The 15,261-nt window shown below is 49.0% G+C and carries 17 protein-coding genes and 1 pseudogene; 9 read left to right on the top strand and 9 right to left on the bottom strand.

All coding sequences use genetic code 11. The annotated features are described in order from the left end of the window. Window position 1: 1 nt before the first annotated feature. Complete coding sequence (locus BM062_RS18555) at window positions 2–658, top strand: helix-turn-helix domain-containing protein (RefSeq protein ID WP_175501080.1); 657 nt, start codon at window positions 2–4, stop codon at window positions 656–658. Between the two features lie 161 nt (window positions 659–819). Here BM062_RS18555 and BM062_RS18550 read toward each other — a convergent pair whose 3' ends face one another. The 4 genes from BM062_RS18550 to BM062_RS18535 all read right to left on the bottom strand — a co-directional run bounded on the left by BM062_RS18550 (window position 820) and on the right by BM062_RS18535 (window position 4,863). Further along, complete coding sequence (locus BM062_RS18550) at window positions 820–1,095, bottom strand: hypothetical protein (protein WP_092399554.1); 276 nt, start codon at window positions 1,093–1,095, stop codon at window positions 820–822. A 1,506-nt stretch (window positions 1,096–2,601) separates the two neighbouring features. Next, entirely contained in the window at window positions 2,602–3,324 is a 723-nt protein-coding gene (locus BM062_RS18545; RefSeq protein ID WP_092399552.1) for a hypothetical protein, read from the bottom strand. Between the two features lie 630 nt (window positions 3,325–3,954). Next, a complete protein-coding gene (locus BM062_RS18540; protein WP_092399550.1) occupies window positions 3,955–4,344 on the bottom strand; it encodes a hypothetical protein in 390 nt (129 codons plus the stop codon). Between the two features lie 105 nt (window positions 4,345–4,449). Beyond that, entirely contained in the window at window positions 4,450–4,863 is a 414-nt protein-coding gene (locus tag BM062_RS18535; protein WP_139220116.1) for a hypothetical protein, read from the bottom strand. 186 nt (window positions 4,864–5,049) lie between these two features. Between BM062_RS18535 and BM062_RS18530 the strand changes: the two are divergent. Beyond that, window positions 5,050–5,238 (top strand): annotated as a pseudogene (locus BM062_RS18530) (hypothetical protein); the annotation flags it as partial. A 23-nt stretch (window positions 5,239–5,261) separates the two neighbouring features. On the opposite strand, the gene BM062_RS18525 reads toward BM062_RS18530, so the two are convergent. Next, window positions 5,262–6,290, bottom strand: coding sequence for a hypothetical protein (locus BM062_RS18525; RefSeq protein ID WP_139220115.1), 1,029 nt, complete (start codon window positions 6,288–6,290; stop codon window positions 5,262–5,264). Between the two features lie 33 nt (window positions 6,291–6,323). Here BM062_RS18525 and BM062_RS18520 point away from each other — a divergent pair, with 33 nt between their 5' ends. Then, window positions 6,324–7,190 carry a carboxylesterase family protein gene (locus tag BM062_RS18520; protein WP_092399544.1) on the top strand — a complete coding sequence of 289 codons (867 nt, stop codon included), beginning with the start codon at window positions 6,324–6,326 and terminating at the stop codon, window positions 7,188–7,190. A gap of 324 nt (window positions 7,191–7,514) precedes the next feature. Then, window positions 7,515–8,150, top strand: coding sequence for a hypothetical protein (locus BM062_RS18515; protein WP_139220114.1), 636 nt, complete (start codon window positions 7,515–7,517; stop codon window positions 8,148–8,150). 28 nt (window positions 8,151–8,178) lie between these two features. Here the strand turns inward: BM062_RS18515 and BM062_RS18510 are convergent, their stop codons facing one another. Then, window positions 8,179–8,610 (bottom strand): universal stress protein, encoded by a 432-nt coding sequence (locus BM062_RS18510; RefSeq protein WP_092399692.1) that lies wholly within the window; start codon window positions 8,608–8,610, stop codon window positions 8,179–8,181. Window positions 8,611–9,025: 415 nt separating this feature from the next. Between BM062_RS18510 and BM062_RS18505 the strand changes: the two genes are divergently transcribed. From BM062_RS18505 to BM062_RS18490, 5 genes are all read left to right on the top strand, one after another. After that, window positions 9,026–9,940 (top strand): terminase small subunit, encoded by a 915-nt coding sequence (locus BM062_RS18505; RefSeq protein WP_092399540.1) that lies wholly within the window; start codon window positions 9,026–9,028, stop codon window positions 9,938–9,940. Next, complete coding sequence (locus BM062_RS18500; RefSeq protein WP_092399538.1) at window positions 9,933–11,480, top strand: hypothetical protein; 1,548 nt, start codon at window positions 9,933–9,935, stop codon at window positions 11,478–11,480. Before BM062_RS18505 ends, BM062_RS18500 begins: the two co-directional genes overlap by 8 nt. Before the next feature lie 282 nt (window positions 11,481–11,762). Then, the gene (locus tag BM062_RS25240) at window positions 11,763–11,960 is read left to right on the top strand and encodes a hypothetical protein (RefSeq protein ID WP_139220113.1); all 198 of its coding nucleotides are present in this window, start codon (window positions 11,763–11,765) and stop codon (window positions 11,958–11,960) included. A gap of 127 nt (window positions 11,961–12,087) precedes the next feature. Further along, entirely contained in the window at window positions 12,088–12,333 is a 246-nt protein-coding gene (locus BM062_RS18495) for a hypothetical protein (protein ID WP_092399536.1), read from the top strand. Window positions 12,334–12,689: 356 nt separating this feature from the next. Continuing rightward, window positions 12,690–13,049, top strand: a complete 360-nt coding sequence (locus tag BM062_RS18490) for a hypothetical protein (protein ID WP_139220112.1) — start codon at window positions 12,690–12,692, stop codon at window positions 13,047–13,049. A 261-nt stretch (window positions 13,050–13,310) separates the two neighbouring features. Here the strand turns inward: BM062_RS18490 and BM062_RS18485 are convergent, their stop codons facing one another. The 3 genes from BM062_RS18485 to BM062_RS18480 all read right to left on the bottom strand — a co-directional run. After that, window positions 13,311–14,516, bottom strand: coding sequence for an AlbA family DNA-binding domain-containing protein (locus BM062_RS18485; protein ID WP_092399532.1), 1,206 nt, complete (start codon window positions 14,514–14,516; stop codon window positions 13,311–13,313). Between the two features lie 173 nt (window positions 14,517–14,689). Next, the gene (locus BM062_RS25235; protein ID WP_139220111.1) at window positions 14,690–14,968 is read right to left on the bottom strand and encodes a hypothetical protein; all 279 of its coding nucleotides are present in this window, start codon (window positions 14,966–14,968) and stop codon (window positions 14,690–14,692) included. A 26-nt stretch (window positions 14,969–14,994) separates the two neighbouring features. Beyond that, window positions 14,995–15,261: transposase domain-containing protein (locus tag BM062_RS18480; RefSeq protein WP_139220110.1), on the bottom strand; the 267-nt coding region annotated here is incomplete at its 5' end.

Below are 15,261 nucleotides of genomic sequence, written 5' to 3'. Positions count from 1 at the left end.
TATGGGATACATTAATGACATTGCGGCGTTTTCGGCGTCGGCGGACAGACGTGCTGGCGCTGGTGCCCAGGCCAGCGATAAAGGAGAAGAAATCTGCCGTCGCCTCATTCTGGCCAGGAAGCTCAACCACCTCGATCAGCGTGAAGCGGCGAAGACTTTAGGTTATAGCAATTCGTCGCAGCTTTCCAAGATTGAAGCCGGCCAGGCGAACGTATCGAGAGAGTTCATTGTGCGTGCTGCTATCGCCTATGGGGTGAGTGCTGATTACCTCCTTGGGCTGTCGAATGAACCTGAGCGGGATCCGCGCACAGCAGAGCAGGTGGCGGTGCTGCGGTCGGTGCAGGGGACTGTAGAGCAGAACGTCGCGGCGATGGTCACCGTCTTGCTCAAGAACGCCGGGGAGGTGGCGCCATTGCGTTCGCATCTCGAAAGCTTGACCCAGCGTATTGGCCAGCTGCAGGAGGCGTACGACAAGGTATGCCGCAAGAACGAGGCATTTCAGAACGATGTTCTGGCCGGCTCGATCCTGGAGAGTGCGGTGGACGCCGCCGGCGACGCCGCGTGTAAGGCAAAGCAGTTTGTAGAGCGCCGGTCGATGATTGCCGATTTCCGCGCGAAGGCGGCGACGGACGATGGCAGCTATCCATTATTTGTATGAATCGTGATTTGATCTGACTGGAATGTGCCGCTTGACCGGCAGCACCCGACCCCAAGCCGCCGGTCGAATTTCTCCAAAGCAGACATCCGTTGCACGGAAAACGAGGGTGGATATTAGTACGTAGAGTCGAATTTGTAATGCACTTATACTTTCCAACTGGTTTATTCAACCAGTAAGTTCTCTCCGGTGAGATTCAACCCGAGAAGAAAATCAATTTCCGCAGAATCTTCACATAGAACTTTAATTTTAATGTGTCGATTTCCAATAACTTCAATACCATCGACTGGTATCGTCATATCGATTCCAGCACTAAACGGCAAGCTCACGTTCGCACCGATCTGCACCGCGCCATTGATTACTTGACACTGCATTATAAGAAATAGGCCCGCCTCAGTATTCTCAGTGAAAATATTTTCTATATGTATTTCAGAGTGCATGAAGATTTTCTTTTTTATGGTTGAGTCAGCTTCTTAGAAATATAGACAAAATACCCGATCGTCTCCTTTTGGCCGGCTACAGCCGGTTGATTGGTTATTGGTGAGTTCTAGCCTTTGCGTTAAGCATGGCAACGATAGGATGCTGGTTAAAACCCGGAAATGCCCTTTCAGTTGGCACAAAAAGTATTTTTTTTCCGAAGGGTGTGGCCTGTCGAAAATATAACCAAACCACATCGGGCCTCATTCCGAGACTACCAGATGCTTTTTCGAGATTTGATAGCGGGACCCGAACTTCCTGCCGAAAATTTGATATCACCAAATTCGTGCCGTCGAGTGAGATTTTCTTTGCTCGACCGAAGAACCAGTACTCAAAAAATAAAATGACACCAGAGGCAAATAGAACCAGCGGTGCGTTATATCTATCCTCAATTAGCATCCGAAAATATATAACGCAAGCTACCACCGCCAACAATACTGGCAGTATGAATTTATAGAAATATGTCGACGACGAAGAAAGTAATTGCATAGTTAGGGGAAGGATTTTGGCATACTGAATGGCCGCTTTCAGGAAAATCTCTTAAATGGCTGCTTCTGGCCGATTGCAGGCAATTGGTCAAATGCGCCTACCTGTCGCTAAGTACCAAAGACAGCCTCATACCAATAGTTTTTTGGATCCTTGAACCAAGGATCAGATTGCGAATCACATAACGGCCGGAGACACCTTCTGTCCAAACCATATCTGGTCATTAAACCGACGAGTTCGTAAAAACTTAATTTATCTATTGGTTCTTCCATGATTAACTCCAAGCCAGAGGGAGTACCAGTGACAGCCTTAACCGCTGGAATAGCTTTCAACCAGGCGAAGAAATAATCCTCATCAGGTTCACAATAGTAACGAGACGGCTCCGGAACCAACAACATGTTCTTCCTTTTTTAAATTTGTTTTGACTATGGTGACCAAACAGTTCTATAGGGCTCCGCCATGACTCTCCATCAGTTTGGCAGACACTATCGATCGACCGCGATTGGCCGACGTTAGCTTTCAGCACGAGTAGAGTTTAGACGGAAGACAAAATGCAAGGTGTTGTCGCCTATTGCCGACGTGACTGGTTCAGTAGGCAAGATACCCAAAGTCCAAGTCGGGTCGCCTGAGGGGTATATTTCCGCGACTTGCCGACCGTCGACCTCGGCACTTAGTCGATTGTGGGTGGACGAGTATTGTAAAAAATTTAACGAGCAAATTTTCCGCATTAAAACCTCGATAGTAGTGTTCCCATCTACTTCGTAAACCGCATCAAGTCTGTTGATTTGGTCATCGGCTGCACAGCACGCCTGGCGAATAACATTTATCTTCATAACACTCCTGATGTTAGCCGCATTAGTGTCCCGTCTGGAGTCACAAGAAGAAGCGGCTGCTTTTGGCCGTTTTGAGACGGTCGCGACAGGCCAAATTCGATTACGGACATGCGATGAAGCCCGCGAGAAAATCGTTAAAGCGACCCCTGCTTAGAAGAACTTTAAAGGACTATAAATTGTTTGTTTCTGCTGAAGTATCTTAATTGGTGGAAAGTCAGTTTTTTGTCCATTGATCTCAAGTGGCGGCAGTGCCAAGATTAATTCTCTGAGGTCGGGATAGCCTTCATCGATGGCAAGTGGTACATCGACTTTCAGCCAACGCTCTTTTCCGGAAAGCATTACCTGCTCAGTGATCAATCGCGTACCTCGGATGCGGTTTGTTGGGCCTGTCGCCACGTGTATTGTCTCGGTTCTATCCCACTCTCCAGTTCCTCGCTGGTATTTTTTTATTTCGACTGGGCCGTCCACCAGATTGATATCGGAGATCGAACAAATCCGTTTTGGCGGAGGTCCGCAATAATTTCGAAAACCCAATTGGCCAATGCGCACACTATGTTGATTCTTGCCTTGAAGATCTGATACGAGTGCGATGGCGGAGATCCAGCGCATTGACGCTTCTTTGTCCAAAAAAATCGTCATTACCAGTCTCGGCGACTGAGTAATGCCACCCTCTGCCGCCAACTGTACGAACACACCGTGCGCTGGCTGCATGCTCATATAGCCGTTATATTCGCTATAACTCTTGAAATCTTTACGTGCCGCCTCAGGCATGCTCGGTTGATAAAGAGTCATTTGCTGATAATGACCACAACTAGATAGCAAAACTATCGAGAGACTCGTCAGAACGACTTTTATTATGTTCCAGTTTGTCATTATGTCCTTTCATGTCTAAAGTCGGCTGCGCTTTCATTGGCAGTCGTCCGCTCATGGCCGTTTTGAGCCGACCGCAACAGGTCGATCTCGACCCAAAGCGAGCTGTCGCGCCTATCAATAGCAGACATTCATGCAAGTAGACAACTAGCGACATCTGGTGTGTTTCAGTCGGTCCAATCTTGGTGATTCGGAATCATGACTGATGCTGCCCATACCGCTAAATTTTCATAAATAGTTGTTCCTGGCCAGGGAGGTTGTTCCTGCCCTTTACTCCATGTTAAGTGGACGTCGGCTACTCGACCGGTTCCGTCTAAAATCTCAAACAGAGCGTCGTCGCCATTGCCTCTTGCAATGAGATGAACAGGCAATCCGTACATCGCATGCCCTGGTCCCACCTCGATTTCCAACTGTCTTTGGAGAGAATCATGAAATTCCTGGGGTAATTTCTCCGTTGACCACCATGGTTCCAACCATTCCATCGCGCACCTATGAATTAGTCTTGAAAATCAATGTAATGAAAGGGAACCGCCTCGGTTAGCCATACGCCGTTAACGTAGAGATTGGCGATTGGTCGTTCGAAATAACATTAGGATTTGCAGCGCGCAACTATCACTCAGATCGACCGCCATGCTAGGAGGCCGGTACATTTTTCTGAAGAATATTCACAGCAAAAAATAGCGCCCCGACAGTTGCGAGTAACAAGGCCATAGCAACAGAAGTCATTTTCAATCCGCCGATGATTTTCGGTCGTTTTCGATCTTGATCAATCGCAAAATTCCCAAAAAAAAGTGAGCCAAATGCAAGGTGAAGAGCCATACCCGCAATTGTTGCAACTGGAATGCCTTCCAGAGATAGAAATCTACGAACTAACATAGACACGATGAAAACAATCGCAACAAATATCCAGGCGAGTTTTCGACTTAACGAAATCTTGAGTGTCCAGCGTGCCGCCAAGCGGAGATACCAAACGTAAAGAAATCCAATCATTAAGAGCGGAATCAGGCTGATCAAAAAAGACATTCAGGTTCCTAAGGTAGGGATATTGGCCGATACCAGCATGCTAAGTTGTAATAGTTCCGACTCGATCGGACATGCCCTGTCCAACTTCGTTGGAACCACGCCCATCTATTCAAAAATTACCTGAACCTCAATGAATTGCTTGTTGTCAGCAACTGCCGTGCATAGTCTTCCGACTTCCATTGAAAGACTCGAATTTTTCATTAGTTCAGCATAGGACCGTGTTTTTTCCACGGGTGTGTTTGGCATGATCTTTTGAATCTCTTCTGGCGTAGCATTTGGCTTTACCTCTTGAGGTACGCATTTCAGATTGATTTGCTGATTGTTATATGCCGATGAAATGCCATTCGTAGTTTCATCGTCAATTCCTTTGATCAGCGTTTTTCCATCAATTTTCAAAAAATAGTTATCATGCGAAAAATTTCCTTGGCTGACGCATAGCTCTGCTTTAACTGAAGTCTCGCCGATGATGGTGGATGTTGACTGACAAACGGTTTTGCCAGGCTTAGGTGTAATTGTCAATTGCTTATCGTCACCGGCGAAAGACGCGGATGTGGCAACACCGTACAATGCGCACGCTATCAAGAATGACTTTGAAAATTGTTGAAGCAACTTAATCTCCTATTTTCCCTGTCAGGAGCAACCTTGCTCCTAACTTGCCAAATAATACACCCGCGGCATGTTGATTTGGATGCTTTGGAACAATTTTTGGAGGAGCTGTTGGACGGTTACGGCCCGTGGGCATCTGATGCCTCGCTGATGCCCTTGCTTTGGTTAAGTGGCAAAGGTGGGATTTGGTTGCTGCTGCCTGCGGGCGTCAGCTTGGCAATCTTTGTCTGGCTACTGACACTCCATCCGGCAGCGAGTGGGCGCGTGTATGCAACATATGGGGCTATCTCAGGAGTTGGCGGTGGCGGACTTTAGCTGAGCGCTATTTGAAAGCGATCATCGTAAGGCCATAATTCATCATGCGGTTTTGCGCATTTTACAAAGCAACGATTCGTTAGCAACTCGACGCGTTCTTCCAATGTCAGCTCAGGGTCTGATTCTAGTATCCGCGTCAACTTTTCACCCTTCGCTTGCAGGTCCTGTTTGCCGTCGACGTTGAAATATTGGACGTTCCCAATTACATAGTCTCGGCGAAAAGCCGTTCGCCACTGCGAGTTACTCCCCCATCCGTGCGACAGGTCTTGATGTGGACGTCCCTTTCGGCGATACGTCCAGTAAAGGGTCGAGTTCTCAGCTACGTCCGGACTGAGAATGTTAGCTCCTGAGGTCAATTCCACCCCGCCCCGCAAGATCAGCAGGTTTCCAAGCATCACGCATGGCCATCGGTACGCCTTGATCGCTGGAGCGCGAGATAGCTTGTCGGACAACTCAACTTTCACAACCTCGTGATAGAAAGCTGAATAGGAAGTAGGCGTCACCACAGTTAGACCAAAGGCCTTTGTGAACTCCAAGAATTCATCCGTAGAAATATGTGGACCATCCCAGTCCGCCTCTGCTCCTCCGTCTTGAAATCGCAAAAGCAAGAGATCAAAGACTCGACTCAATGCATAGAGGTCCCATAATTCGTCCTCTTTAACTGAGGGAATCGGCTTGCCCTCGCGTTGATTAATAGAACGCAACCACAGATGCTGATCTGTATTCGCCTGCAGCCAAGGTAACAGCACCTCAGCATATGCACGGTCCCCCTGGTAGTCCAGCAGCGCGTCATGTAGTTGGCGGTAGGTGCATTGATTCAAAGCGTTATTCCTCAGCAATGATGAATGTCTGGTTCTGGCCGAGGCTGTGTAAAAACGTAAATCTGACAAAAATTCGTGGGTAGGGACACCATTGCCGATGCCGAAAAAATGGCATAGCGGCCGTTTTGAAAGGTCGATTTTCCTTTCAACAAAATTTTTCTGCGTTTTTACACAGCCTCGGCCAAGAGCTGTCGTTGGATCCAACTACAATACAGTTTTCATTGGATAGTGTGAATCATGGAACAGATAAATAAAAACATAGCTCTGCTACTCATGCAAAATATCTGGTTGTCTATCCTCATCCTTGCGTCCTGCATTGCCACAAGTGGCTGCGAATCTATAACTCCCAAATACAACATCATCAAGAACTCCACATCTTTTGCCAAAGATGCTTTTGGCTCCATCGAACCGACAAAGTTTGATACTGCCGATTTTCAAGCTTCTGATGGAACAAAGCTGCGATACAGATTTTTGACTCCGTCACATAGTATCCAGGGGAAATCCTATCCCCTTGTGCTGCAACTACACGGCTCCGGCGGTGTTGGTACAGACAATTTGACGCAGCTTGATCGGCTCGCCAAAACATGGGCAGTGTCAGATGTACGTGAGCGTTATCAGGCTTACGTTCTGATCCCTCAGTTCCCTATCAGAAGTGCCAATTATGGGCCGCCATCGTCAGACCAACACGCGGAACCCACTGCGGCTTTGAATGCTGCACTTGAGCTGGTAGAAGACTTCACTGCACATCATGCCGTCGACAAATCTAAGATCTATGCCGTAGGATTTTCAATGGGTGGGTCGGCAGCATGGCTTTCACCGACTCTCAGACCGAATCTATTTGCTGCAGTAGTACCAGTTTCAGGAATCGCACCGGCAGATTCGTCCGCTCCAACCTTCAAAAATCTATCTATATTGATCATTCATGGAAACTCGGACACTGAAAACCCTATAACTGCCGATCGCAGATTTTTCAATGAATTGGTACGCATTGGCGGAAAGAATATCCAATTCAGAGAATACGACGGTATAGATCATCAATTACCCGCGGAAATCTACCCAGGATATTGGTGGCGAGATTGGTTGTTCAAACAGTCTCGACAGTAATGTTTAACAATTCATTTTGAGCAAAAATTACTTCGCAGATTTATTTAAATTAGCCGTTGAAGGTCTGCCGTCAAGGGAATCGATCATCTGTTAAGTGGCGAAATGTGTCTGTGGCGACCGGCTCAAAACGGCCAATATGCGACGTTCATAGCCGTAGACAATCCGATGGTATATTAATAATTTTCGCGGTGACGTTGAGATGATTAATTTCCATCGAAACTTCAATCAAATACCTCTGACCGAATTCCCAAGTTGAATACACTGCGATCCACGATTCTAAATTCCATACTTCAGAGGGAAGCCATATCGATCACTGAAGACGTCATGGCTCCCGCTATACTGGACCAATGCTGGGGGGCTAGCGTGGAAAGGATTACCGAAATAGACCAGAGCCTTAGTCCGTTCTGCCCTTGGGATGATGAATTAAAAATTTTCATCGCGGGGAAATCAGTCGCGCCTGACAGCGACTCTTACAGCATGGCCGCGACAGTAACAAAAAATTTGGGGAGCCAACTATCTATGCTTGCAGAAGCATTCCCAAAATTTGGTTTCGGTGGATCCGACTGGAATATGACGATGATTTGGTTCCCATATCAAATATTTCGTAAATGTTGGTATGTAACGTTTACGTCGGAATATGGCTCGGATGTTGATTTTGCATTTGTAAATAATTCAAAGCAACCCTGTAATTACGATATGCAAGTTGTCGGTCAAAAGAGGGGGGCATTTGTTGACGCACCTGGCTTTGTTAGATATACGATAAATTGCTTTCGACGAGCAAATATCTCTCATCAGGATTTTGTCAGTATTTTGCGTCGGATTGAAAATGAAAAAATATTCGGGACTGAAGTCATAGGTCCGTTGCTTACTGTATTAGAGGCATCAAAAAAGGAGCTCAGAGACCCTGAGTATCGCCATTTGAAAGAACTTCTTCAGTCATTCGATTTGACACTGCCTTGAATGCCCACTCCGGTGCTTGGCTCTACGGTCACGGAGGAACGGCAACCAGGATGCTGGATTTAACCCTCTCGATCAGCAATGCATCCATAGACCCGCGCCACCAGCGCGTCGCTAGCGCCTTGCGGCGTGGATGGCCGACAATAATGAGACCGATGTCCAGTGCATCAGCCAGCGCACCGATGACCTCGACTGGCTCACCCATCTGCAGATGAGGCGTCACATCGAGTCCGGCAGACACCATCAGAGCCCGCCCTCGCTCCAACTCCTGCTCCATCATCTGCAGCTTAGTAGTGAATGCAATCTCAGGCGCGTAGCCGCCCGCCATGCCATACGGCGAAAGCTGAACTACCGCCAGCAAATGGATTTCTGTCGAAGGTGGCGGGTTGATACGCATACATTCATGCAGCGCGGATAGACTTTCTGGTGAGCCGTTATAGGCAACCAAAATTTTCTTGTACATGACATCCTCCCACTTCGACCGGCCCATTACATACGAATGGATCGAGCGATAGGGTTATTGTGCACCCTTTTCAGAGGACGAATCGCATCAAGGCATATTCCTGGTTGGAAGCTGTCATTGGGTGCGTATACGCTTTAGAACTTGCACTGAAAAAACGCCAATGCTGATCAATAAAAGAGAAGGCCCACCGAGCGGTGGGCCTTTTAGATATTGGTGCTGGCTGCAGGATTTGAGCTCGCAATCTCTGACTACAAATTTGATGCTAGATCAGGAAAAGGAAAACCTGCAAAGAGGAGCGAGTCTTTATGCATTCTAATGGTGACTCAACGATTTGTTTGATGTGAAGCACGTGTGCATATTGCCAGAAGGGCTCGCCAAGTTGGCTGGGTCGATCGTGCAGGCGTAGGAAGTGTGAATGACTAAGGTAGCTAAGTCCGGACCTCCGGCACGCAAGGCGACTAAGAAGGCGGTAAAGGTTCCGACGAAAGATACGGCGCCCGAAGTGTCAGTTGATGACAGTGCCGCGCAAGTGCGCCTTCGCCGTGCGCAGGAGATCATCAACGGCTTTGATCTGCCTCCCAGAACAAGGCTGTTCGTTGTCGAGTACACCAAGGACATGAACGGTACGCAGGCGGCCACTCGCGCCGGCTACAGTGCAAAAACTGCCAATGAGCAGTCGGCCCGTCTATTAGCAAATGTTAGTGTTAAGCAAGCTGTCGATGCTGTAATGAACGATCGCATCGAGCAGGGCATTTTTGACGGCGACATGGTGATATCCCGGTGGGTGGAGATCTCGCAGGCCAACCCGAACTGCTTGACGCAGTATCGCCGGGTCAATTGCCGGTACTGCTGGGGAGAGGGGCACCGTTATCAGTTCACGCCGGCTGAGATGGAGGATGCTAAGCAGGCGCTCTTCGATACCAACGCAAAGCGTGTGCTGGATGAGCTGCCTGAACTGGAGTGGGACGATAAGGGCGGCCTGGGTTTCGTCGGCAATCGTGATCCGCACCCAGAGTGCCCGGAATGCTGGGGCGAGGGCGTCGGGCGCCCATTTTTCACTGATACCCGCAAGCTTGGCCGTGAGAGCCTGCCGCTGTACGCCGGCGTGAAGCAAACCAAGGACGGCCTGGAGATCCAGATGCACAACCAGACCGATGCCCTGGATAAGCTGGCTCGCCACTTTGGTCTATATAAAGACAAGCTGGCCGACGCTGTGGAGAAGAGCTACACCAGGGAAGCGCTGGAAGAACGTTTTGCTGGCGCTATGCTGCGTGCCCAGGAACGCCAGCGCCAGGTGGATGAAGAGCGCGGAACGGCCGCGAATGGCTAAGAAACGCCTGCTAGATGATCCGCGTTACCCGGAATTCGTAGAACGATATCAGTTTGACCCGCTACGCTTCGCTGTCGAGGTGTGCGGCGTTTCACCCAGCGCGGACCAGATTGACCTGTATCAGGCAATGGAACCCATGGATGCCAAGGTCAGTGTGGTTTCTGGCACCTCTACCGGCAAGACCAATTCGTTCGGGCGTATCGCGCTCTGGCATCTCCTGTGCTATCCCTATGCGGTCTACGACGGCAAGCTTGAGATCGGCTCGAATACCTACATTGGTGCGCCGAACTTGCAGCAGGTCGCGGACGGCGTGTGGAAGGAAATGCAGGACTCGAAGATTGCAATGGCGAACGGCCCGCACTCCTGGTTATGCGACTACTTCGTCATCACCAAGACCCGCGTGTATGTGACTGGCTTCGAGGAGCAATGGTTCGTTGGCCGCGTTGCGCTCGCCAAAGGGCAATCTGTCGGCATCGCAGGTAAGCACCGCTGGGCGCAGCTGATCATTGTCGATGAGGCCGCCGGCGTGAGCGACGACCATTTCGACGTGATCGATGGTACGCAGACGCAGCCTTGTAACCGGACGCTGATCGCCTCTCAGGGCGTTCGCAGCAGTGGCCGGCACCACGCCTCGCATCACAAGCTGTCGGCGCGTAATGGTGGTTCCTGGCATTCGCTGCGCTTCAACTCGGAGCGTTCGCCCTTTGCGACCACCAAATGGCTCAAGGAACGGGAAAAAGAGAGCGGCGGCCGGGATTCGGTTGAGTACCAGATCCGCGTGTTGGGCTTGTTCCCCGAGCAGTCTGAACGTTTCCTGCTGGGCCGCAGCCAGGTAGAGAAGCTGGTTGGCGCCGAACGCACAATCAGCACCGGCGAACCCTATGGCAACCTGTTCATCATTGACGTGGCTGCAGGCGTGTTTCGCGACAAGACCGTCGGTACTTACGCGCGAGTGATCGGCAACGGCGACCGCATTGATGCCGACCCGCGCCGCGTGGACATCATGGACGTACCTATTTTCTCGAACGCCCTGGACTGGCAGCACATCGCCGGCGAGGTGTTCCACTATACGCAGCGCCTGTCTAACTGCACCATCTTGGTCGACGTCGGCGGCCAAGGTATCCAGTTCGCCAAGATGCTAGAAAACCTCGGTTGTCCCAACGTGGTCAAGATCAATTGGGGCAACCCATGCTTCAAAAAGAAGAATAAGGATCGCTTCTTCAACCTCCGAGCGCAGTGCTCCGTCCTGGCCGCCGAGGCCGTGAAGGACGCCCGTATCACTTTCTCCAATCAGCACGTCCAGGACCTACTCGACCAGGCGTCCAAGATTCCTTATTTTTTCGATGAGAAGGCCAGATATCACATCGAGCCGAAGGACAAAATGAAGGAAGAGGGGATTCCATCTCCTGATCTGTGGGATACCGTCTGCATGGCCTTCCTTGAGAGCGCACATTACATTGGGTCGGTGGACTATGCCCCCGGCGTGTTGTGCGTGGATGCTGTGCGTCGAGCAGCACAAGATGCCTTTGCGCAGACGTAACGCGACCTATCTAAATTATTGCTTAAATGGAATTTTCTTCTAGGTTGTTGTACTTGTCATACTGTTTCGATAAAAAATGAGTGTAAAATGAGTCTATTATGATTAAATAAATCTAGTTTTTAACTCTTTTTTTACTGCAAATAATATTTTTCCCGCTATACTGGAGTTGATGTCGTTGACATCATGAAGTTTTTTGGAGTTATTTACTTACTTAGAACGGGAGAATCATCATGTGTCCATTTACACTGAGCAATACACTGCCTTTAAGAAGGAGTTGTAGCAATGATTACAACGTTGAATGTAAAGTCACTAAACATTTCCAAAGAACCTCCAGAACAGCTTCAGCCTAAAGAATGGATTCCTGAACCTGACGTTACGGAAATCCCGGCACCTCTGAGAGGGGATGTCGATACTGATACCGCGAATTCTGCGATGACTAACTTCGATGCATTTTTGGAGAATTTTGTTGCCGCACGTTAGTTTGGGCTAAATTCCAATTAGCCGTTTTGGGAATTCGAATGAGATTGAATCAATTGTTTAATATTTCTGGGATGAAAAGGGGATTTAAAAGAACCCGAGAATACGGAAATCTAGAAAGGTGAATATCATGTCAGAAGAAACGTTAACTCGCATTCAGTTCGACTTGCCTGACACAAAAATCGCAGATCTTGATCGGATTATGAGTGAAGGCGGAATTAAGACACGCAAAGAATTGTTTAATAATGCGTTGAGCTTGTTGGAATGGGCAATTAAACAGAAGAAAACCGGTCGCATTATTGCCGCCCTCGATGAAAAATCAGAGTCTTATCGAGAGCTCAGCATGCCAATTTTGGATAACATCCGATCTGACTAAGAAATATTCATGGAGGGGCGGCCAATGCCATCGGGAAATGATCAACCTCGGTTCGCAAAAGAAGTTGTAAAGCTTACGCCTGACGAGGTGATTTCTAACCTAGATGAAAGGCGTCCTGCGTATCATAGTGACCCCGTTTTCTATCGGCATGTAGTTTATATGCTAGGTGGAGTATTGGTTTTATCATTGATTAGCTTAAGCGTTCTCGCCTTCTTCAAGATTAGCCCGCCAGAAGGTATTGTTGCCATAGGATCCGGTGCACTTGGCGTACTTGCCGGCGTATTTGTTGGTGGGCAGAGAAAAGACTAAGAAACTATTGGATATGTCTAGTCGGCAATGCTGAAGGGAGGCGCAAAATGAAGAACACAACACGCGTACGGGTTGCAGCTGTTGTTGGCGCTGCGGCACTACGGAAAGATGTGACAGCCGTTTACGATTACTCCATGTCGGGTTTTAAGAACATTTCTGCCAGCATAGCGGTCGGTGCCGTTACGGGGTACGACTATTCAACGTCAAGCCATTTCTCTGGTGGTGGAAATGGGTCTCTTGATTTCTATGACTATCACAACTCCAAATTCGTGCAGTTGAAACTCAAAGAAAAAACATTTGAAGGATACGACTACGACTCTCAAAAGTTTTTTGCAGGAAGTGTTAGTGGAGGCTCCATTTCGCTATATGACTACGAGACAAATCAGTATTATAACTATAGCGTCTAGTCGCCATGGCACAGAAAGGACCAAACTCTCAGTGAGCGCCTTCGACTGGCCGACGTAATGGAGGAAAGAGCTGTGTGTCAGATATCTAATCGTTGGTTGCAGTTTGGATGCACCGCGCCAGGCTGCCGGTAATTCCCCCATTTTTAAGATACTTTTTTGTGGGGGGATTCCGTATGTCGATGTGGTTCGACGGGCTGCGGAGGATGCTTTGCGGACGCCTAGTAGAGTGTGTCAGGTACAAATCATCTGGCCACTTTCGATTTATTTATCGACCACATATACTCCTTCGGAGTTGAAAGACGCAGTTTGTGCAAAACCAGCTGCGTTTGCTAGTTGGTCGAGGACGCTTCGTACCATTGGCGCAAAAGTCAGATCGTTAGCTGGTATGGTATCGAGAATCACTTCGGAAAAATGAAGTTGGTCTCGATCCAAGTTCGGTACTGCCGTTTTCGGGAATCCGTATCGCGTATATACCAATTGGTGGCCTTTTGTCCCTAAGAGCCTCACCACTAGTACAAATGGCGTCGCCAGCCCACTTGCGGCAAGCGATTCTGCATATTTGCGGGACGAGGCAATAATTCCCATCTCGACAGATAACGCTTCAATTATTGACTTGGTGCTGTCTCCCTGATTGATCTGACCGACTACCGCTACGGATTCAATTATTCCTGAGCGAAATACTTGTACATAAGCCCGCTGTTGCGTTGCACTGAGGTCTGGACTTGATAGTGTAAGTAAGCCGTCGAAATTGACTCGCCAATTGTTCGTGGATCCGAACATCGGTGGGAAGTAATTATAATTCTGATGGATGTCGGAAATGGATAGCGCAGTTCCTGATCCGATGTCGAAGGCAGAAAGCGGAATTACATGTAGAGCCAGGCAACACTTGCCAGTCAACGTTACCGGAGCCTCACCGGCCGCGATCTTAGCTATCCGGCTTTCGCGAAATTCTCGCATTTTGTCGGCGAGTTGTGGTGCCAGCACGAAGAGTGCCCTAAGTTCTTCCACATCGGGCTCATATTTGCCTGCCGATGATCGTGCCCAAAAACGGTTTTTCCCCTTGAAGACCACGCGGTGAGGTGGATTATAACTTCGAGGAATCCGAATTACGATTGCGAAATCGTCCGGCGAAAGTGGCACTGACTTAATCTGAAGGTTCGGGATTCTCGGTTCTAGTCCGGATAACGCCATGTTTTGTAGTCGCAGACACTCTTGCTCCGCCGCGATCTTTAGCGGAGAAAATGCAGTAGGGGTGCCGTCAGATGCAGATATGCCTAGTATAAGGTCACCTCCAACAGTATTTGCCAATGACGACACGTCGGCTAAAAATTCGGCACGTGCATCGTCGTTTCCGCCGTAGGTCGTGGCTTTGTATTCGATATTTCTAGACTCCGCTGTTCCGTCGTCAATTAGTCGCTGCAAGCTGAATTTGTCGATGCTGTCGAAGCCGATATTTCGTAGGGTCATTGAGTGCTTTCGTCGTATGCGGTTTCTTCGTCCCGTTGTGCATGTTGGACCATATTGGTCGGGCTCTCAGGAATGTAATGCAGCAGCGTATGGAGTGTGCATCTTACAAATGCATAGTACGGTCTGACTTCGATTCGGCTCCATACTAAGTTTGACATGAATATCTAATTCAACTAGAGCTTCATGCTTGGGTCTCGTTGTGAAATTCTTTTTTGTTGTTCGTCAGCGAAGAAATCTACTTGGGAAAAAGGTAATTCGAACTGGCTGCTGGGTACTCCAGGGTCAACTTCAACAATAAATAGATCGCCTTCTTCTTGTGTGACGGTACGCCAACCCTTGGCGGCTTTTTGAATTGATGAATCCTCGATGGTGGTGACGTGTACATCGTATTGGATGTAAGCGTCGTGCCAGCGACGTCTTGAACCGGGTGTTGACTTGCCCGATGATGGCATCACACCGCTGGGAAGCGGCGTGTTTTTCAGGCAGGAGCGATCTGCGCGGCGCAGTTCCAGGGTAGGAAATCGTCAACGCGGTTGACCGGATGGTCGGCGATATGGGTCAGCACATGACGCAACCAAGCCCCAGGATCGACACCATTGAGCTTGGCCGTACCGATCAAGGAGTAGATGGCGGCAGCGCGTTCGCCGCCGCTGTCGGCACCGGCAAACAGATAGTTGCGGCGGCCGATCGCGACGCCGCGCAAAGCGCGTTCTGCCGCCGAGTTGTCGATCTCGATGGCGCCATC

This window comes from Collimonas sp. OK412, assembly GCF_900112135.1.
Taxonomy (GTDB): domain Bacteria; phylum Pseudomonadota; class Gammaproteobacteria; order Burkholderiales; family Burkholderiaceae_D; genus Collimonas; species Collimonas rhizosphaerae.
Note: the sequence above shows the minus strand (reverse complement) of the source record. Positions and strands in the feature narration are given on the sequence as shown.